At 72.3% G+C, this 18,262-nt stretch carries 16 protein-coding genes and 1 tRNA gene; 7 read left to right on the top strand and 10 right to left on the bottom strand.

Annotated elements, in window-relative coordinates:
- Nucleotides 1-38: 38 nt before the first annotated feature.
- Nucleotides 39-1,343 carry an SAM-dependent methyltransferase gene (locus B7C62_12315; protein ID ARF72962.1) on the top strand — a complete coding sequence of 435 codons (1,305 nt, stop codon included), beginning with the start codon at nt 39-41 and terminating at the stop codon, nt 1,341-1,343.
- A gap of 121 nt (nt 1,344-1,464) precedes the next feature.
- Here B7C62_12315 and B7C62_12310 read toward each other — a convergent pair whose 3' ends face one another.
- Both B7C62_12310 and B7C62_12305 read right to left on the bottom strand, forming a co-directional pair.
- Nucleotides 1,465-3,996, bottom strand: coding sequence for an ABC transporter (locus B7C62_12310; protein ID ARF72961.1), 2,532 nt, complete (start codon nt 3,994-3,996; stop codon nt 1,465-1,467).
- Nucleotides 3,997-4,293: 297 nt separating this feature from the next.
- Nucleotides 4,294-5,064 (bottom strand): ABC transporter, encoded by a 771-nt coding sequence (locus tag B7C62_12305; protein ID ARF72960.1) that lies wholly within the window; start codon nt 5,062-5,064, stop codon nt 4,294-4,296.
- Between the two features lie 592 nt (nt 5,065-5,656).
- Between B7C62_12305 and B7C62_12300 the strand changes: the two genes are divergently transcribed.
- The 3 genes from B7C62_12300 (at nt 5,657) to B7C62_12290 (ending at nt 7,389) form a co-directional block, all read left to right on the top strand.
- Nucleotides 5,657-5,742 (top strand) — tRNA-Leu (locus B7C62_12300).
- Between the two features lie 234 nt (nt 5,743-5,976).
- Nucleotides 5,977-6,873, top strand: a complete 897-nt coding sequence (locus tag B7C62_12295) for a hypothetical protein (GenBank protein ID ARF72959.1) — start codon at nt 5,977-5,979, stop codon at nt 6,871-6,873.
- Between the two features lie 198 nt (nt 6,874-7,071).
- Nucleotides 7,072-7,389 (top strand): hypothetical protein, encoded by a 318-nt coding sequence (locus B7C62_12290; protein ARF72958.1) that lies wholly within the window; start codon nt 7,072-7,074, stop codon nt 7,387-7,389.
- Nucleotides 7,390-7,420: 31 nt separating this feature from the next.
- On the opposite strand, the gene B7C62_12285 is transcribed toward B7C62_12290, so the two are convergent.
- The 3 genes from B7C62_12285 to B7C62_12275 all read right to left on the bottom strand — a co-directional run bounded on the left by B7C62_12285 (nt 7,421) and on the right by B7C62_12275 (nt 11,158).
- A complete protein-coding gene (locus B7C62_12285; GenBank protein ARF72957.1) occupies nt 7,421-8,293 on the bottom strand; it encodes a hypothetical protein in 873 nt (290 codons plus the stop codon).
- A 356-nt stretch (nt 8,294-8,649) separates the two neighbouring features.
- Entirely contained in the window at nt 8,650-9,870 is a 1,221-nt protein-coding gene (locus B7C62_12280; GenBank protein ID ARF72956.1) for an acetyl-CoA acetyltransferase, read from the bottom strand.
- A 280-nt stretch (nt 9,871-10,150) separates the two neighbouring features.
- Nucleotides 10,151-11,158 carry a GDSL family lipase gene (locus B7C62_12275; protein ID ARF72955.1) on the bottom strand — a complete coding sequence of 336 codons (1,008 nt, stop codon included), beginning with the start codon at nt 11,156-11,158 and terminating at the stop codon, nt 10,151-10,153.
- A 220-nt stretch (nt 11,159-11,378) separates the two neighbouring features.
- Here B7C62_12275 and B7C62_12270 point away from each other — a divergent pair, with 220 nt between their 5' ends.
- The gene (locus B7C62_12270; GenBank protein ID ARF77123.1) at nt 11,379-12,782 is read left to right on the top strand and encodes a cystathionine beta-synthase; all 1,404 of its coding nucleotides are present in this window, start codon (nt 11,379-11,381) and stop codon (nt 12,780-12,782) included.
- Between the two features lie 688 nt (nt 12,783-13,470).
- On the opposite strand, the gene B7C62_12265 is transcribed toward B7C62_12270, so the two are convergent.
- Nucleotides 13,471-13,962, bottom strand: coding sequence for a hypothetical protein (locus B7C62_12265; GenBank protein ID ARF72954.1), 492 nt, complete (start codon nt 13,960-13,962; stop codon nt 13,471-13,473).
- A 171-nt stretch (nt 13,963-14,133) separates the two neighbouring features.
- Between B7C62_12265 and B7C62_12260 the strand changes: the two genes are divergently transcribed.
- Nucleotides 14,134-14,979, top strand: coding sequence for a MurR/RpiR family transcriptional regulator (locus B7C62_12260; GenBank protein ARF72953.1), 846 nt, complete (start codon nt 14,134-14,136; stop codon nt 14,977-14,979).
- Between the two features lie 228 nt (nt 14,980-15,207).
- Nucleotides 15,208-15,747, top strand: coding sequence for a hypothetical protein (locus B7C62_12255; protein ID ARF72952.1), 540 nt, complete (start codon nt 15,208-15,210; stop codon nt 15,745-15,747).
- A gap of 207 nt (nt 15,748-15,954) precedes the next feature.
- On the opposite strand, the gene B7C62_12250 is transcribed toward B7C62_12255, so the two are convergent.
- From B7C62_12250 to B7C62_12235, 4 genes are all read right to left on the bottom strand, one after another.
- On the bottom strand, nt 15,955-16,329 hold the full coding sequence (locus B7C62_12250; GenBank protein ARF72951.1) for a hypothetical protein: 375 nt from the start codon (nt 16,327-16,329) through the stop codon (nt 15,955-15,957).
- A 127-nt stretch (nt 16,330-16,456) separates the two neighbouring features.
- Entirely contained in the window at nt 16,457-16,924 is a 468-nt protein-coding gene (locus tag B7C62_12245; GenBank protein ARF72950.1) for a hypothetical protein, read from the bottom strand.
- 38 nt (nt 16,925-16,962) lie between these two features.
- Nucleotides 16,963-17,784: a hypothetical protein gene (locus tag B7C62_12240; GenBank protein ID ARF72949.1), complete on the bottom strand. Its 822-nt coding sequence runs from the start codon at nt 17,782-17,784 to the stop codon at nt 16,963-16,965.
- A complete protein-coding gene (locus tag B7C62_12235; GenBank protein ARF72948.1) occupies nt 17,781-18,194 on the bottom strand; it encodes a hypothetical protein in 414 nt (137 codons plus the stop codon). Before B7C62_12235 ends, B7C62_12240 begins: the two co-directional genes overlap by 4 nt.
- Nucleotides 18,195-18,262 lie beyond the last annotated feature (68 nt).

Here is an 18,262-nt window from a genome sequence, read left to right as displayed (position 1 = left end):
TGTGTTCGTCGGGAAACACCACCACGGAGGTGTGCGCCATGGCACGCGCCGCATCGCGGCTGACCGCTCTCGCCGAGGAGCTGCTCTCGGAACCCCTGCCGGTCCGCATCCGGGCCTGGGACGGCAGCGAATCGGGCCCGCCCGGCGCCCCCGTCCTCGTGATCCGCCACCGCCGCGCCCTGCGCAGACTCCTGTGGAAGCCGGGCGAACTGGGCCTGGCCCGCGCCTGGGTGGCCGGGGAGATCGACATCGAGGGCGATCTGTACGAGGCCCTCGACCGGATCGCCGGGCTCCTGTGGGACCGGGGCGCCGAGGCCAAGGACGCCGTCCACCCGGTCCGCGATCCCGCCGTCCGCTCCGTCGCCCGCGGCCTCCTCCGGCTGGCCGGCCCCTGGCCGCCGCCCGCCCCGCCCGCCGAGGAGGTCCGCCGCCGCACCGGCCCGCTGCACACCAGACGGCGCGACAAGGAGGCCATCAGCCACCACTACGACGTCGGCAACGACTTCTACGCCCTGGTCCTCGGCCCGTCGATGGTCTACTCCTGCGCCTACTGGGAGGACGGCGGCACGCTGGAGGACGCCCAGCGCGACAAGCTCGACCTGGTCTGCCGCAAGCTCGCGCTGAAGGAGGGCGACCGCCTCCTGGACGTCGGCTGCGGCTGGGGCTCGATGGCCATCCACGCCGCCCGCGCGTACGGGGCGCGGGTCACCGGCATCACCCTCTCCCACGAGCAGGCCGCCCACGCCCGCAAGCGCATCGCCGAGGAGGGGCTCACCGACCGGATCGAGATCCGGGTCCAGGACTACCGGGACGTCGCCGACGGACCGTACGACGCGATCTCCTCCATCGGGATGGCCGAACACGTCGGCTCGGTCCGCTACCGCGAGTACGCCGACGCCCTGTACGCCCTCCTCAAGCCCGGCGGTCGGCTGCTGAACCACCAGATCGCCCGCCGCCCGGAGCGCGACGAGGACGCCTACCGCATCGACGCGTTCATCGACTCCTACGTCTTCCCCGACGGCGAACTCGCCCCCCTCGGCCGCACCCTGGCCACCCTGGAGGAGGCCGGTTTCGAGGCCCGTGACGTCCAGGCGCTGCGCGAGCACTACGCGCTGACCCTGCGCCACTGGGTGGCCAACCTGGAGCGCCACTGGGAGCAGGCGGTACGGGCCACCTCGCCGGGCCGGGCCAGGGTCTGGCGGCTGTACATGGCCGCCTCCGCGCTCTCCTTCGAGTACAACAGGATCGGCGTCAACCAGATCCTCGCGGTGCGCCCGCTGGAGAGCGGCGCCTCCCGGCTGCCGCTGCGCACCCGCGCCTGGACGGAGAGGGCGGGGGACTGACCCGTACGCGTACACGTACTTCTGGAGTACGTACGGGCGAGGGGCCGGTGCACCGCTTCCCAGCGGTGCACCGGCCCCTCGTCGTCCCCTCGCCCCCGTGTCCCGGTCCCCGGGACCCCGGCTACTCGGTCTTGATCGCCGTCAGCATGTTGAGCTTCGCGGCGCTGCGGGCGGGCCACAGCGAGGCGAGGACGCCCACCAGGCCGGCCAGGGCCAGGAAGACCGCGAGGCGGTCCCACGGGATCACCAGGGCGTAGCCGGGGATGTCGTCGGCCAGGGTGGAGCCGATCGCCCAGCCGAGGAAGACCCCGAGGCCGACCCCGATCACCGCGCCGAAGACCGAGATGACGACGGCCTCCAGACGGATCATCCGCTTGACGCGGCCCCGGTCGAGACCGATCGCACGCAGCATGCCGATCTCCTGCTGCCGCTCGAACACCGACATCGCGAGGGTGTTGACGACCCCGAGGACGGCGATCAGCAGGGCCATGGCGAGCAGCCCGTACATGATGTTCAGCGCGGTGTTGACGAAGCCGCCGAACATGTCACGGATGTCCTGCCGGTCCATGACGCTCATCGCCGGGTTGTCGCCGAGCGCGTCCACGATGGCCTGCTCGTTGGCCTTGCTCGCGCCGCCGTCCGTCTTGATCCAGATCTCGCGGATGTCGGCGTGGGCGGAGGTCCGGTGCTCGTCGGCGAGGGCCTTCGGGATGACGAAGGGCGAGAGGAACTCGTTCTCCTCGTAGAGGGCGCCGATCGTCAGCTTGCCCTTCTTCTCGTCGTCGAACTTCACCGGCAGGGTGTCGCCGGTCTTCCAGCCGTTGGACTTCGCGGTCTTGGCGCCGACGGCCACCTGGCCCTCGTTCAGCGAGCCGATCGAACCGGAGACCGTCTTCAGGGAGAAGACCTTCTCCACATCGCCCGGGGTGACGCCGGAAGCCGAGTGGAACTCCCCGTCGATCTCGAAGTACGCCGACTGCTGCGGGGAGAGGGCGGAGACCCCGTCCGCCTTCGACAGGGCGGTGAGCGCCGACTCGTCGAGCGGGCCGCCACTGGCCATCGTGACCATGTAGTCGGCCTTGATGTTGTCCGTGGTCATCTTGTCGATGGCCTGGCCCAGGGTGACGCCGAGCACCGAGATGCCGGTGACCAGGGTCAGCCCGATCGCCAGGGCGGAGGCGGTCGCTCCGGTACGCCGCGGGTTGCGGACCGCGTTCTGCGAGGCCAGCTTCCCGGAGACGCCGAACAGCTTCGACAGCGACGGCCGCACCAGGGCGATGACCGGGCGGGAGAGCAGCGGGATCAGGATGATGATGCCGATCAGGGCGAAGAACGCGCCGGCCGCGACCAGCTGCCTGCCGGACACCCCGCCGGCTGCCGCGCCGCCGACGATCCCCGCCGTGCCGAGCAGGGCGATGACGCCGCCGATCGAGTTCCGTACGACCAGGGACTTGGTGGTGGCGACCGCGTGCACGCTGCTCATCGCCGCGACCGGGGCGATCTTCGCGGCCCGGCGGGCGGGCAGCCAGGCGGCCAGGACGGTGATCAGGATGCCGACGGCGAAGGCGGAGAGGACCGCGGTGGTCGAGATGACCAGCGGACCGGCCGGGATCTTGCCGCCGAGGAGCCCCATCGCGGAGCGCAGCCCGGAGGCGAGGCCCAGACCGAGGGCGAAGCCGATGACGGAGGCGAGCGTGCCGACGACGGCGGCCTCGATCAGCACGGAGCGCTTGACCTGGCGGCGGGTGGCGCCGATGGCCCGCATCAGGGCCAGCTCACGGGTGCGCTGGGCGACCAGCATGGTGAACGTGTTGGCGATGAGGAAGATACCGACGAACAGGGCGATGCCCGCGAAGGCCAGCAGCATGGTGTTGAGGCTGGTCAGCCCGGACTCGATGCTCTCGGCCTGCTCGTCCGCGAGGGCCTGGCCGGTCTGCGCGGTGGCCTCCTCCGGCAGCAGCGGGGTGATCGCGTCCAGCAGCTTCTGGTCGGAGGCACCGGCGGCGGACACGGTGGCGTCCTGGAAGACACCGGGCTTCAGGTAGAGCTTCTGGGCGGTGGCGGTCTCGAACAGGACCAGGCTGCCGCCCGCGTTGACCGCGCCGTCCTCGGTGGTGAAGACACCGGAGAGGGTGTACTCCTTCACCGGGCCGTTGGTGGCGACCCGCACCGGGTCGCCGACGCGGTACTTGCCCTTGGCGGCGGTGTCCTTGTCGAGCGCGACCTGACCGCTCTTCACCGGGCCGGTGCCGTCGGTGAAGTCGTACGCGGAGTCCTTGCCGTCCTTGCCCGGGGCGAAGTTGCCCCCGGTGTTGGACCAGCCGTTGCCGATCAGCTTGCCGTCCGGGTCGGCGACCCCGGCGAAGCCGTTGACCCGGCCGGTGACGGAGTCGACGCCGTCCAGGCCGCGGATCTTGTCCAGGGTGGCCTCGTCGAGGCCGGGGGTCTTCTCGTCGCGGCCGCCCGCGTGGGTGGAGACGGCGACGGCCACGTTGTCGTAGCTCTTGGCGGACTGGTTGCGGAAGGCGTTGCCGAGGGTGTCGGTGAAGACCAGGGTGCCGGAGACGAACGCTACGCCGAGCATGACGGCGAGCACGGTCATCAGCAGCCTGGCCTTGTGCGCGAGCACATTGCGCAGGGCGGTACGGAACATGTCTGTGTGTCCTGGGATGGGTTCCGGAAGGGGGTCGGTCGGGGACGCGCGGGTACGGCGGCCGGGCGCGGTGGCGGTACGGCCGGGGCGCGGGGCGCGCAGGCCCGGGGCGGCTCGGGCGCGGTGGCCGGAGCACGCAGGCCGGGGCGGCTCGGGCGCGATGGCCTCGGGCGCGGTGGCCTGGGCACGGTGGCTCGGGCGCGGTGGCCCGGGGCCGTCCGCGTCGGCCGTCCGCGTCGGCTCGTACGGAAGCCGTACGGAAAGCTGTACGGAAGCCGTACGGAGCCGCCGCCGGTGTCAGCTCGTGCGGCCCTTCGCGTCGAACGCCTTCATCCGGTCGAGGACGCCGTCGGCCGTCGGGTGCATCATCTGGTCGACGACCGCGCCGTCCGCGAGGAAGATCACCCGGTCCGCGTAGGAGGCGGCCACCGGGTCGTGGGTCACCATCACCACGGTCTGGTTGAGCTCGCGCACCGAGTTGCGCAGGAAGCCCAGGACCTCGGCGCCGGAGCGCGAGTCCAGGTTCCCGGTCGGCTCGTCACCGAAGATGATCTCGGGCCGCGCGGCCAGGGCGCGGGCCACGGCGACGCGCTGCTGCTGACCGCCGGACAGCTCGGTGGGCCGGTGCTTGAGCCGCTCCGAGAGCCCCACCATGTCGATGACCTTCTGGAGCCACGCGGCGTCGGGCTTCCGGCCCGCGATGTCCATCGGCAGGGTGATGTTCTCCAGCGCGGTGAGCGTCGGCAGCAGGTTGAACGCCTGGAAGATGAAGCCGATCTTGTCCCGGCGCAACTGGGTGAGCTGCTTGTCCTTCAGGGTGGACAGCTCGGTCTCGCCGATGCGCACCGAACCGCTGCTGAAGCTGTCGAGACCGGCGACGCAGTGCATCAGCGTCGACTTGCCGGAGCCCGAGGGGCCCATGATCGCGGTGAACTCGCCCTGCGGGAAGTCCACGGTCACCCGGTCCAGGGCGACGACCTGCGTCTCACCCTCGCCGTAGACCTTCGACAGCTCCGTGGCGCGGGCAGCCACCGCGGTGGCGCGGTGAACGGTGGGGGTGGTGGTCACAGGGACACTCCTGGTTCGGATGATGCGGACGGGCACACGAGGTGCGGACGGCACACAGGGTGCTGACAGCACATGAGGCGCTGGGGGCGGGCGCTGACGGCGCTGCCCGGGGACTTACTCCATCGTTACGTCCCGATCGGGACGATGCGTCACTCCCGATGCCCGTTCCCGGGGCCCTCTTGAGTCGCATCACAGGGGTGGAACCGTCCTCCTCGGGTATGACACCGACCCCGACACGTCATCCACCGGCAGACCCCGTCACCCACGGTGACGGCCTCTCGGTAAGGGGCGCAGCCCCTCGGCGCCCCGGAACAAGGCGCTCTGCCCGCGCCCTGTCCCCCGAGGGTGGCGGACCCCCTGGCGAAGCGTGGCGCGCGCCTGGCGGATTGGGCCGTACGGGTGCGGCGAGTTTCCGTCAATCCCGTCGGGCTTCCTGCCTGGCGCTATCCGGTGCGGGCGCGTGGTGAGGCCGCGCGAATGTGCTGACGGTCCCTCAAGCGGTCAATAAAATAGGACAACATCGCGCCACTGTTCCGCTGATCGGGGGACGCCCCCGGATAGGGTCAGTTGCCAACGCGGAGCCGCGCGGCACGCCCGGATGGTGGAACGTAGACACGGCGAGCTTAAACCTCGCTGCCCCTCGGGGGCGTGCCGGTTCGAGTCCGGCTCCGGGCACCACGCACCTCACGGCGGGTGACCGGGCATAACAGGCCGCAGGCGGTGCGGGCGATGACCCGGACGGCCCCTCCCGGTGGCCTTGTCCCGACGGGCCGCCGACCCCCGGCGGGACCCGGTCTCCGCAGGCCCGTGCGGTCGGCGGTGATAAAGATCCTCCCCTGGCACTAGGGTGATTCTTTTGCCTACCCATTACTCTTGTCGCGAGGCCACGCAGTGTGGCCATGGAGGAGTGAGATGAGGAGCAGCAACCCGGTCTTCTCGCGACGGGGGTTCAGCCGCGACAACGGCCACGCGGGCTTCAACGCGGCGCCGCAGGCCGGGGCCGCCGCGACAGGGGCCAACCCGTACGCGCAGGGCACCGCCGCTAACCCGTACGCCACCAACCCGTACGCGACCAACCCGTACGCACAGCAGGGCCAGCCCGGCGCCCCGGCGCCCGCGCGCACCGACGCGATGACCATCGACGACGTGGTGACGCGTACGGCGATGACGCTCGGCCTGGTGGTCGTGGCCGCCGCCGCCGCGTGGTGGATCATGCCGGTCGACCAGGCGAACCTGGGCACCGCCTACGGCGTCGCCATCGGTGCCGCGATCATCGGCTTCGTGCTGTCGCTGGTGAACTCGTTCAAGCGCCGGCCCTCGCCGCCGCTGATCCTGCTGTACGCCGCCTTCGAGGGTGTCTTCCTCGGCATCGTCAGCAACATCGTCAGCGTCTACGTGGCCCCCGGCGCCGCGATGCAGGCGGTGCTCGGCACGATGGCGGTCTTCGCCGGTGTGCTGATCGCCTACCGCACGGGTCTGATCCGCGTCACGCGCCGCTTCTACGGCTTCGTGATGGCCGCCGCCATCGGCTTCATGCTGCTGATGATGGTCAACATGCTGTTCGCCGTCTTCGGCGGCGGTGACGGCCTCGGCTTCCGCAGCGGCACGCTCGGCATCATCTTCGGCATCGTGGCCATCGTGATCGGCGCGTGCATCCTCGCCCTCAACTTCAAGCAGGTCGAGGACGGCATTGCGTACGGCGCCCCGCGCGAGGAGGCATGGCTGGCCGCCTTCGGCCTGACCGTGACCCTGGTGTGGATCTACATCGAGATGCTGCGCCTGGTCGCCATCCTCCAGGGTGACGACTGAGCCGACGGCTGAGCCGACGGCCGGGACGACCGGCTGAAGCGGACGACCGGCTGAGGCGACTGGTTGAAGCGAGGGGCTCGAGCGCCCCGAGCACCATCGGAAGGGCCCCGCGGGCATCGCGCCTGCGGGGCCCTTCCGTCGTGTCCGGGGGCGGTGCGCGCGTGGCGGCCCGGCGGCACGGGCGCGTAGGGTCGGCGGGTGCTCGATACGACGCCCCTGATCCTGGCCGTGGACCGATTCGCCGACCGGCTGCGGTCGGCCCCGCAGAGCCGCCTCCAGCGCGGCGCGGCCGCCGAGGCGCTGGCCGCCGCCCGTGAACTCGCCGTACGGGCCCAGCGCCTGGAGAGCCCGGGAACGGAGCCGCGGGTGCTGCCGGACGCCGGGATGTTCGCCGTGGGCGACCAGCTCGCCGTCGTCGGGCGGGACCTGGCCCTGGCACTGGTAACGGCCCCGTCCGGAGAGCTGGACGAGGCCGTGCGGTACGTCGAGGAGGCGTCGGCGCGGGCTTTCGCGTAGCCGGGCCCGCGCCCGGGGACATGGTGTCCGGTCAGAACGAGGCGATGACCCGGTCCGCGAGGATGTAGACGTTCTCCTCGCCGCAGGAGAAGGTCAGGGCGTAGGCGCCCGAGACGCCCGAACCGCCCAGCAGCACCGGCTGCCGGCCCGCCCGCAGCGCGTCCGCGAGCCGTTCGGCCGTCTCACGGTGGCCGGGGGTCATACAGAGCGTGGTGCCGTCGGCGAACACGTACACATCGAGCGTCCCCAGCGGGCCCGGCCGCACGTCGGTGAGCTCGGTGGCCAGGTCGGCCAGCTCCTCCAGCCGGCTCACGGTGCGCTCGTGGTCGGTGACCACCGGCGTCTGTACGGGGACGAAGTCCGGGTGCGAGGGGTGGCGGCGGCGGGCCGCGGCCAGCTCGGGGGAGTCCTCGGGGAACTCCGCGATCTCCGGCAGCTCCGGAAGGTCGGTGAACTCACCGGCGTACTCACCGGCCTCGTGCTCCGCCAGCGTCCGCTCGCTCAGCTCGGCCAGCTCCTCCATCGCCTCGGCCGCCTCGAGGTCCAGCGACTCCAGACCGGCGAAGTCGGCCTGACGGGGGAGGTAGAACGGGACGTCGTCGCCGAGCCCCGGCGCCCCGCCCAGCAGGGACGGCGCGTCCGCCGCGTCACGGGCCTCCTGGGCGGCCCAGAAGGCGCGCGCCTCGGCCAGCTCCCGCTCCCGCTCCTCGGCCAGCGCCTCGGCCACGGCCGCGCGTATCTCCTCGGCGGGGGTGGCGGTGCTACGGCTCTGCGGTGGCACCGACGCACCGGGAGCGCGGCTCTCGGCCAGCTCCGTGCGCAGGCCAGCGACCTGCCTGCGCAGCCCGTGAGCGGCATGCAGCGCGGCGGCGCCGACGGCCGTGGCAGCGGCGGTGGTCAGCAACAGGGCAAATGACATGGCGCTCACTGACAACTCCCGGTTTCAATCGATACCCCCGACTTCCTACATCAGCTTGGCCTCTACCCATACCGGCTGTCAGTGCATTACGTCACGAATTGGACAGGTCTTTCGGTCCTGGGTTTACCCCCATAACTGCGGTGACCTGCGGAAACGACTCTCCCCCGGGACGCAGATCACATCCTGGGGGAGATTCGGTCACGGTCGGGGCTCGGGCGGATTCAGATCCGGGGCAGTGAGGGAACCCCTACCGCCCGTGCTGGTGGTGGCGCTGAGCCTCGCCTCCGCTGCGGGCAGGTGCCGCACTCGCACCTCGCGCGACCCCTGCCCTCCGCTGCGGCTCAGCTCAGCCGCTCGATCACCATCGCCATGCCCTGGCCGCCGCCCACGCACATCGTCTCCAGACCGAACTGCTTGTCGTGGAACTGGAGGCTGTTGATCAGCGTGCCCGTGATGCGGGCGCCCGTCATGCCGAAGGGGTGGCCGACCGCGATCGCGCCGCCGTTGACGTTGACCTTCTCCAGCGGCAGGCCGAGGTCCCGGTAGGAGGGGATGACCTGGGCGGCGAACGCCTCGTTGATCTCGGCGAGGTCGATGTCGCCGATCGTCAGGCCCGCCCGCTTCAGCGCCTGCTTGCTGGCCTCGACCGGGCCGTACCCCATGATCTCGGGGGAGAGGCCGGAGACACCGGTGGAGACGATCCGGGCCAGCGGGGTCAGGCCCAGCTCCCGCGCCTTGGTGTCGGACATGATCACCAGGGCGGCGGCGCCGTCGTTGAGCGGGCAGCAGTTGCCCGCGGTGACCAGGCCGTCGGGGCGGAAGACCGGCTTCAGGCCCTGCACGCCCTCCAGGGTGACGCCCGCGCGGGGGCCGTCGTCCTTGGCGACGACCGTGCCGTCGGGGGTGGTGACCGGGGTGATCTCCCGCTCCCAGAAGCCGTTCTTCAGGGCTTCCTCGGCGAGGTTCTGCGACCGTACGCCGAACTCGTCCATGTCCTGGCGGGTCACGCCCTTGGCGCGGGCCAGGTTCTCCGCCGTCTGCCCCATCGAGATGTACGCGTCCGGGACGAGGCCGTCCTCACGCGGGTCGTGCCAGCCCGCGCCGGACTCCTCGGCACGAGCGGCGGTACGGGCCTCGGCCTCGGCGAAGAACGGGTTGTGCGTGTCCGGGAGGCTGTCGGAGTTGCCCTTGGTGAAGCGGGACACCATCTCGACGCCCGCCGAGATGAAGACGTCGCCCTCGCCCGCCTTGATCGCGTGCAGCGCCATCCGGCTGGTCTGGAGGGAGGAGGAGCAGTAGCGGGTGACCGTACAGCCGGGAAGGTGGTCCATCCCCATCTGTACGGCGATGATGCGGCCCAGGTTGTTGCCCTGCTCGCCCCCGGGCAGACCGCAGCCCAGCATCAGGTCGTCGATGTCCTTCGGGTCCAGCTCGGGAACCTTGGCCAGCGCGGTCTGGATGATCGTGGCGGTCAGGTCGTCCGCGCGCAGGTCCTTGAGGGACCCCTTGAAGGCGCGGCCGATCGGCGAACGGGCGGCAGAGACGATCACGGCTTCGGGCATCACGCGGCTCCATGAGGGCTGGAAAGCTGGGTGGACGAGGGAACTCCCCTGGAAGCTACCCGGGCGTATCGCCCGGGTCACCCGGCAGGCCGTGTGATGAGGGACTCTTTTCTAAGCGCTTGCTCAGGGTGCTGGGGCGGAGGGCTCGGGCGGTGCGCTTGCCGGGTCCGCTCGGTCGCTCTCGGTCCCGTTCAGCCGTCGGCCAGCCGGGTCCCCGGCCCCAGGTGGGGTCGGGGACCCGGGGACTGTGCGCGAGGCCGGGGACCCGGGAGCTGTACGCCTACATATGACCGTGCGCCGCGTCCGGGTGGGCGTGCGGGGCCGGTTCCGTCTCCGTGGAGGCGGGCAGGCGCCGCCGCCTGCGGTGCTTGAGCAGGGCCCAGGGGGCGCGGGCCCCCGTGACCTCCGTACCGGCCTCGCGGGCCGCCTGGGAGGCCGCCTTGGCCACCGGCAGGATGTCCTCACGGCGCGAGCCGTCCAGCCGGTCCGACTCCGGCCACAGGCCCAGCACCGCGCAGAGCGTGGGCAGCACCGCCATCGCCGCCGTCGCGTACCCCTCGGCGGAGGGGTGGTAGTTGTCCGGCCCGAACAGCTCGCGCGGGTTCGCCGCGAACTCCGGGCCCAGCAGGTCGCCCAGCGACACCGTGCGCCCGCCCTGCTCCACCGCACCGATCGTCTGCGCCGCCGCCAGCTGACGGCTCACCCGCCGGGCCAGCCAGCGCAGCGGCTGGTAGACCGGCTCGATCGTGCCCAGGTCCGGGCAGGTCCCCACGACCACCTCCGCCCCCGCCGTCCGCAGCCTGCGCACCGCCGTCGTCAGACAGCGCACCGACTGGGTGGCGGGCATCCGGTGGGTGACGTCGTTCGCCCCGATCATGATCACGCAGACGTCCGGGGTGCGGGCCGGGTCCGCGAGCAGCAGCGAGACCTGCCGCTCCAGATCGTCCGACCGGGCCCCCGGCAGGGCCACGTTCCGCAGGTCCACCGGCCGCTCGGCCACCGCCGCGAGCCCCGAGGCGAGCAGCGCGCCCGGGGTCTGCCCGGCCCGCCGCACCCCTTGGCCCGCCGCCGTCGAATCCCCGAGCATCCCGAGCCGCAGCGGATCGTTCGGACCGGCGAACGCCACCCCGTACCGTCCGTCCGCGCTCGGCGGAACCGGTGCCGTACCGCCGCCCACCTGCCTCTTCGCGAGCTGGACCTCCGCCAGGAACACGCCGACGGCCGCCGCACCGATCAGTCCGATGCTGCCACCGCCGTAAGCCGCGCCCGCCGCGATCCGCCGTGCCACCCTTGCTCTCGACACAGTCCGGTCCACCTCCTCCTCGCCGTACAGCCGTACACCTACCTACCTGCCCCGCGAGGGGCGCCGCCCAATCGCACCGCGCGTTTCCGGGCCCGTACGCTCCGTAATCCGGCCTTCTCCTCCGGGGCGGGAGCCCTTGCGTACGCATCGCCCGGCCCGTACGCATACCCTGGGCCGGACCATCTCGGAGATCCCGGAGTACACGGTGCAATTCCACGATTCGCTGATCACTCTTGTCGGCAACACCCCGCTGGTGAGGCTGCGCAACGTCACGGCAGGCATCCAGGCGACCGTCCTGGCCAAGGTCGAGTACTTCAACCCCGGCGGATCGGTGAAGGACCGTATCGCCCTGCGCATGATCGAGGCGGCCGAGCAGAGCGGTGAGCTCAAGCCCGGTGGCACGATCGTCGAGCCGACCAGCGGCAACACGGGCGTCGGCCTCGCCATCGTCGCCCAGCAGAAGGGCTACAAGTGCATCTTCGTCTGCCCGGACAAGGTGTCCACGGACAAGATCAACGTGCTGCGCGCGTACGGCGCTGAGGTCGTCGTCTGCCCCACGGCCGTCGACCCCGAGCACCCGGACTCGTACTACAACGTCTCCGACCGGCTGGTCACCGAGACGCCCGGGGCCTGGAAGCCGGACCAGTACTCCAACCCGAACAACCCGCGCTCGCACTACGAGACCACCGGTCCCGAACTGTGGGAGCAGACGGAGGGGAAGATCACCCACTTCGTCGCGGGCGTCGGCACCGGCGGCACGATCAGCGGCACTGGCCGCTACCTCAAGGAGATCAGCAACGGCGCCGTCAAGGTCATCGGCGCGGACCCGGAGGGCTCGGTCTACTCCGGCGGCTCCGGGCGGCCGTATCTGGTCGAGGGCGTCGGCGAGGACTTCTGGCCCTCCGCCTACGACGCGAGCGTCACCGACGAGATCGTCCCGGTCTCCGACAAGGACACCTTCCAGATGACGCGCCGCCTCGCCAAGGAGGAGGGCCTGCTCGTCGGCGGCTCCTGCGGCATGGCGGTCGTCGGGGCCCTGGAGGTCGCCAAGCGGCTCGGGCCGGACGACGTCGTGGTGGTGCTGCTGCCCGACAGCGGCCGCGGCTACCTGAGTAAGATCTTCAACGACGAGTGGATGGCCGACTACGGCTTCCTGGAGGACACCAGCTCCTCCCCGCAGGTCAGCGCGGTGCTGGACTTCAAGGAGGGCCCGCTGCCCTCCCTCGTCCACATGCACCCGGAGGAGACGGTCGGCCAGGCGATCGACGTCCTGCGCGAGTACGGCGTCTCCCAGATGCCGATCGTGAAGCCGGGCGCCGGACACCCCGACGTGATGGCCGCCGAGGTCATCGGCTCCGTCGTGGAGCGGCAGCTGCTGGACGCCCTGTTCACCCAGCGCGCCTCGCTCTCCGACCCGCTGGAGAAGCACATGTCGGCCCCGCTGCCGCAGGTCGGCTCGGGCGAGCCGGTCGAGGACCTGATGGCCGTGCTCAGCGGTGCGGACGGGGCGGACGCGGCGATCGTGCTGGTCGAGGGCAAGCCGAAGGGCGTCGTGAGCAGGCAGGACGTGCTCGCGTTCCTCGCGAAGGACGCCGGCGCCAAGGGCTGACGGCCGCCTCGCGGACCCTCGGGGCCGGAGCCCCGGAGCCCCGGAGCCCCGGAGCCCTGGAGCCCTGGAGCCCCGGAGCCCTGGAGCCCTGGAGCCCTGGAGCCCTGGAGCCCTGGAGCCCTGGAGCCCCGGAACACCGGACGCCGGAACGTCGTGGCTTCGCGAAACCGGTACGAGCGCGTCACGTCCACGCAGCACCCGCTTAACACGGCTCCGGCACATTGGTGGGTGTCGGCAGGGAGACCCGCCGGCACCCAGAACGGCGACACCGGACTACGGAGCGGCTCCCGGACCTCCACCGTCGCCCGGACGCGGACCCGGCCCTGACCCGGACCCCGTCCTTCGCGGGGACCGCCGTCGTCCCGCCCCCCGGGCCACCGGGGGTGCGGCGGCCCCCGCGACATACCTCACCGCGCGGCCGGCCCTTCCCGGGCCCGGCCGCGCGGCCTTTCGCGCTCGCGCCGTACGCCCTTGGCCGGGCCCCGCCCAGTTTTGGCCCAGGCCCGGCCCCGCCCCAGCCCAGTCGGGCCCAGCCTTGGCCCGCCCCAGTCCGGGCCGCCCAGCCCAGTCCGGGCCAGTCCGGGCCAGCCCGGGCCAGCTCAGCCCCGCCCGGGCCAGCCCGGGCGGGGCCAGCCCAGTCCGGGCCCAGCCCAGTCCGGGGCCAGCCCAGTCCGGGCCCAGCCCCGGCTCAGTCCTGCCACTCCGAAGCCGGGCGCCGCTCCCGTCCCCCTTTCCGCTCCCGTTCCCGTCCCCGTTGCCGGAACAGGCCCCCGTTGCGCGCCGCATGGACCGCGTTCACTCCGACGATCCCCATCCAGGCCACCACCAGCCCCTCGATGCCCGCGTTGGCGACCCCGATGGCGGAGAGCGGGACGGCCAGGACCAGCGAGACGATCCCGAAACCGAACCGCTCCCCGAACCCGGCCACCGCGTCCATCCCCGCCCCCATCCCTGCTCCCGTCCCCGCCGGAGACCGCTCGGGCCGGTGCGGGCGGGCCGCCGTCACCTGCTGCTCGGCGAGATGGCGCCGGACCTGGCGGTCCATGGTGGTGTCGAGGCGCTGCTCGACCTTCTCCAGGAACGAGTCGATGAGCGCGGGCTCGTACTCCGGCCCCAGTTCGCCGCGTGCCTGGAGAGTGGCGGCGAGATCCTTCTTGAGCTCGTGGTCACGGGCTTCCATACCCGTTACGTTACGAGCGCCGCCGGGCCGGAACACGGGGGCTGTCCCCCGTATTTCCCCGGGGGGAAGCCGCCCGTCGCTCCGCCTGCATATGGACATACAGGAGCCTTCCTGGCTGAATGGATCTGTCGGCGCCGATTCGTGGCGCGACGGATTCAGCAAGGGGACAGCATGAGTGGGAGCAGCCCCGCCGCACGGTTGCAGCGGCTCTTCGAGGGGCACCGGCTCACGCCCACCCAGCGGCGCATCGCGCACTGCATGGTCCGCCGGGCGGCCGACGCGCCGTTCCTCTCCAGCGTCGAGCTGGCCGAGCTCGCCGGGGTCAGCCAGCCCTCCGTCACCCGCTTCGCCGTCGCGCTCGGCTTCGACGGCTACCCGGCGCTCCGCCGCCATCTGCGCGAGGTCGCGCCCGCCGACGCGGAGCAGGAGGACACGGGGGAGACGTACAACGAGTACCAGCAGGCCGTCCGCGCCGAGATCGAGAACCTCCAGCACCTCTGCGACCTGCTCGCCGACCCCGCCCCCGTGGAACGGGCGGGCCGCCTGCTCGCCGGGTCCCGCCCGCTGCCCGTGCTCGGCCTGCGCGCGGCCTCCTCGCAGGCGCGCGGGTTCGGCTACTTCGCCGCCAAGGTGCACCCCGACGTCCGGGTGCTCGACGAGGGCGGCTCCATGCTCTTGGACCGCATCGACTCCGCCCGCCGGGCCGGGGCCACCGCCCTGATGTGCTTCGCGCTGCCCCGCCACCCCAAGGAGTGCGTGGAGGCGCTGGCGTACGCCGGAGCGCAGGGGCTCACCGTCGTCACGGTCGCGGACTCCGCCTTCGCCCCGGTCGCCAAACACAGCGACCTCCTCCTCCCGGCGGCCATCGGCTCCGGGCTCTCCTTCGACACGGTCTGCGCGCCGATGCTGCTGGGCCGGGTGCTGCTGGAGGCGATGTGCGACGGACTCCCCGACGCCCAGGCGCGGCTGGAGGAGTTCGACGTACGGGCGGCGGCACGGGGGCTGTTCGTGGAGTGAGGGAACGTCGGTGCGCGCAGCCTTCGCCCGGGGTGACGTACCGCCGGTGCGCGAGGGCGGAAGCGCCGGGTCTCTCCGTACGGGCCACCGATTTCGTGGATTCTCACCCGCTCCTCATCTGCGGCCGCTAATCTCCGCGCCCAGAACGACCGGCACAGGCAGCGGTCGGGGACAGGTGTGGAGCGAGAGGGGTACGGCGTGGGGCGTGGAGGGCAGTCGCTGGCGAGAGTGGCCGTGATCGTACGGGCCGGGGCCGCGCCGCTGTGGTGGGCCGGGCTGGTGGCCGCCGCGGCGGGGGCGTTCGTACCGGGGCTGACCGGGCGCCGGATCGGGCTCCTGGCCGGGGCGGCGCTCTTCATCGTCGTCGCGGCCGTGGTGCTGCTGGCGCGCGGCAGGCGCTACCGGGAGCTGGCCCGGGGTGCCTCCCGGGCGGGGCGCGGCGACTTCCTCCAGGACCGGGCCGTGACCGTACGGGTGTGGCGGCGCGGGCACCGGTGGTGGCTGCTGGCGGCGTTCGTGGTGGCCGTCGCGTCCTCGTTCGCGCTGCCGGGCGCCGGTGGGCTGGTGCTCGCGGGCGCGGGGGCCGGTCTCTGGGCCAAGGCCGTACGGATCGGGCAGCGGGAGCGTCACGAGGACGTCCTGTACTGGGTGCGCACCGACTGGGCCGGGCACGGCAGCCCGGTCGCGAAGCGGGTGAGGGCGTACCGGACGACGGGTCCGGAGGCGGGGGACGCCGCGCCGGGCGGGGCGCGGCGTCGCCGCCGTTGAGGGGCGCGGGAGGCGCACGGACCTCCCGCTGAGCACCTCCGGAGGAGGGTAGGGAGCCCTCCCGTAGGGGCTCCTCCCGTACGGATTCCTCCAACGCGGAGTTCTCCCGCACGGAGTTCTCCGGTGCGGAGTTCTCCCGCACGGAGTCCTCCCGTACTGACGTAGTTCAGTGCGGAGTCCCCCTTACGGAGTCCTCGGTACTGAGCCTCAGACCTCCAGCTCCGCCTCGATCTTCTTCAGCTGGTGGCGGGCCATCGCCAGGTTCGCCCGGCTCGCGTCCAGCACCAGGTAGAGGAAGAGGCCGTTGCTGCCACGGGTCTTGAGCAGCCGGATCAGGTGGTACTGGGTGCCCAGCGTGATCAGGATGTCCTCGATCTCCTCCTTGAGGCCCAGGTGCTCCATGGTGCGGAGCTTGGCGCGGATCACGTCGGTGTTGCCCGCGGCGGCGACCTCCAGGTTGAAGTCCTTGCCGCCGCCGAGCGTGCCCAGGGCCATCCCGCTCGTGTAGTCGACGAGGGCGACACCCGTGGCGCCCTCGATCGAGCTCATCGCTTCCTTCAGTGACGCTTCGGTGTTCGCCATGGAGGCTCGGTTCCTTTCCGTGGTCGGTCGCGGTGACCGGGGTTGTTTCCGTGGGAGTGGAGTGGAGTGGAGTGGTGTGGGGGGCGGGGTGGGGTGGTTCTGAGGGCGTACGCGTGGGGGGAAGCGGTTACGTGGGGCGTTGCGGGAGCGTGCGGCTGGGAGTGCCGCGCGGTGGGGCGGTACGGGGCATGGGGGGCGTGCGCTCGGCGCGTTCCAGGGCGGTGTCGACCAGTTCGCCGATCCGGGCGCCCGAGCGGCGGCCCTCCAGGTGGAGTCGGCCGACGTTGATGCGGTCCTCGGCCAGCAGGGTCAGGACGGCGGAGGAGCCGGCGGCGTACGTGGCGATGTAGCCGCTCTCGCCCCGGACCAGGAGCTCCCGGAAGCCGCCCCGGCCGGTGGCCTCCGTCATCCGGATCGAGACGCCGAGCGCGGCGGCGGTGAGGGCGGCGACGCCCTCGGCCTCGATGCCGGGGGTGTCGTGGGCCAGGACCAGGCCGTCGGTGGAGGCGGCCAGCGCCCCGGCGAGCAGGGGGACCCGGGCTCGTAACCGCTGGAGCTCATCGAGGACACCACGCGTTTCGGCCTCGGGAACCATCAGCTGTCTCCTCCCGGCACGCTGTCTGAGCGCGCGTATCACAGGGCCTCCAATGCGTCTCGGAGCCGGCGCAGCAGGGCGATATCGGGGTCGGCCGTCACCTCGGGGAGCGTGATCCGGCCAGGTAGCCGGGGGGCGGTCCCGGCGGTGGGCAGCGGCTGCGCGCGGACCGCCGCCACCAGGCCGGCCGCGGCGAGCCGCCGCAGGTCGACCAGGATGTGGAACGCCGAACAGCCCAGTGCCTGGGCGATGTCGGAGGCCGTACGCAGCCCGTCGGCCAGCTCCAGGACCCGCCGCTGGCGGACCGGTACGGGGCTGCCCGCGGTGTGCGCGGCCGTCCGGACCACGGGGGCGCTGTCGCACGCCGCGTCGGGCCAGATCCGGTCCAGCAGCTCCCGTCTGCGCAGGGTCTCGCGCTGGACGGCGGCCACCGGGACCGGCCGCACCGGGCCGATCCAGTGGGACACCCCGTAACGGAAGCGGGCGGGCGTACCGGTCGGGGCGAGGGCGAAGAACGCCGCGTCGTACAGCGCGCCCAGGTGGCACAACTCCAGCGCGCCGCCCGGCACATGGCCGCTGTCCACGAGGTACCGGCCGACCCGCTGCCCGGCTCCCGCCTGGGCCACCGCGTCCCACCAGCCCTCGTGCCGCAGCGTGCCGCCCGTGGTCAGGAGCACGTCGATGCCGGGGGTGGCGGGGCTCTCGGCGTGCACCACCTGGCCGTCGGCGAGGTAGAGCGTGCCCCGGTCGCGCATCAGGGCGCCGGTGGCCCGTTCGTCGGCGAGGCGCTGGAGCATCGGGGAGAGGACCGGGAGCCGGTCCGCCTCCTGGGTGCCGGGGTCTGCGGCTATCGCGCTCATGCCAGCACCAGCCGCTCGGCCAGCTCGCCCAGCCGTAGCCGGGCCAGCGCGAGGTTGCCTTCGGAGCGGCTCAGCCAGAGGTGGAGGAAGACGCTGCTGTCAAAAGCCGTCTCGACGAAGCGGAGCATGTGGTAACCGTCTTGTGTGGTGACGATGACGTCCTCCACGGGGGTGCTCGGCGCTCCGTCGGAGCGTTCGGCCGGGCCGCCCGCCGCGAGGTGGGCGAAGGCGGGCTGCTCGGCGGTCATCCGGGCGACCTCAGCGGTCTCGGCCGCCGTCGCCTCGTGGTCGCCGTTCGGGGACTCGCCGATGGTGCCGAGCGCGAGGCCGCTCGTCCAGTCGACCACCGAGGCGCCCCGGGCGCCGGGCAGCCTCATGACTTCGAGCAGGCACTCGTCGATTCCGGGCACGCGGATTCCCCTCCCGACGCGGCGTACGGCTGTGACCCAGAGGCTACGCAACGTGCTCACGGCAGGTG

Source organism: Kitasatospora albolonga, assembly GCA_002082585.1.
GTDB classification, from domain to species: Bacteria; Actinomycetota; Actinomycetes; order Streptomycetales; family Streptomycetaceae; genus Streptomyces; species Streptomyces stephensoniae.
The sequence above is the reverse complement of the archived record's forward strand: the minus strand, read 5'-3'. Positions and strand labels throughout refer to the sequence as shown.

Bases quoted from the DNA above. Each gene is read 5' to 3' on its own strand.
- B7C62_12245 (ARF72950.1), bottom strand. From the start codon at position 16,924: ATGGTTCCCGAGGCCGAAACGCGTGGTGTCCTCGATGAGCTCCAGCGG.
- B7C62_12260 (ARF72953.1), top strand. From the start codon at position 14,134: ATGAGTGGGAGCAGCCCCGCCGCACGGTTGCAGCGGCTCTTCGAGGGG.
- B7C62_12295 (ARF72959.1), top strand. From the start codon at position 5,977: ATGAGGAGCAGCAACCCGGTCTTCTCGCGACGGGGGTTCAGCCGCGAC.
- B7C62_12250 (ARF72951.1), bottom strand. From the start codon at position 16,329: ATGGCGAACACCGAAGCGTCACTGAAGGAAGCGATGAGCTCGATCGAG.
- B7C62_12310 (ARF72961.1), bottom strand. From the start codon at position 3,996: ATGTTCCGTACCGCCCTGCGCAATGTGCTCGCGCACAAGGCCAGGCTG.
- B7C62_12240 (ARF72949.1), bottom strand. From the start codon at position 17,784: ATGAGCGCGATAGCCGCAGACCCCGGCACCCAGGAGGCGGACCGGCTC.
- B7C62_12280 (ARF72956.1), bottom strand. From the start codon at position 9,870: ATGCCCGAAGCCGTGATCGTCTCTGCCGCCCGTTCGCCGATCGGCCGC.
- B7C62_12315 (ARF72962.1), top strand. From the start codon at position 39: ATGGCACGCGCCGCATCGCGGCTGACCGCTCTCGCCGAGGAGCTGCTC.
- B7C62_12265 (ARF72954.1), bottom strand. From the start codon at position 13,962: ATGGAAGCCCGTGACCACGAGCTCAAGAAGGATCTCGCCGCCACTCTC.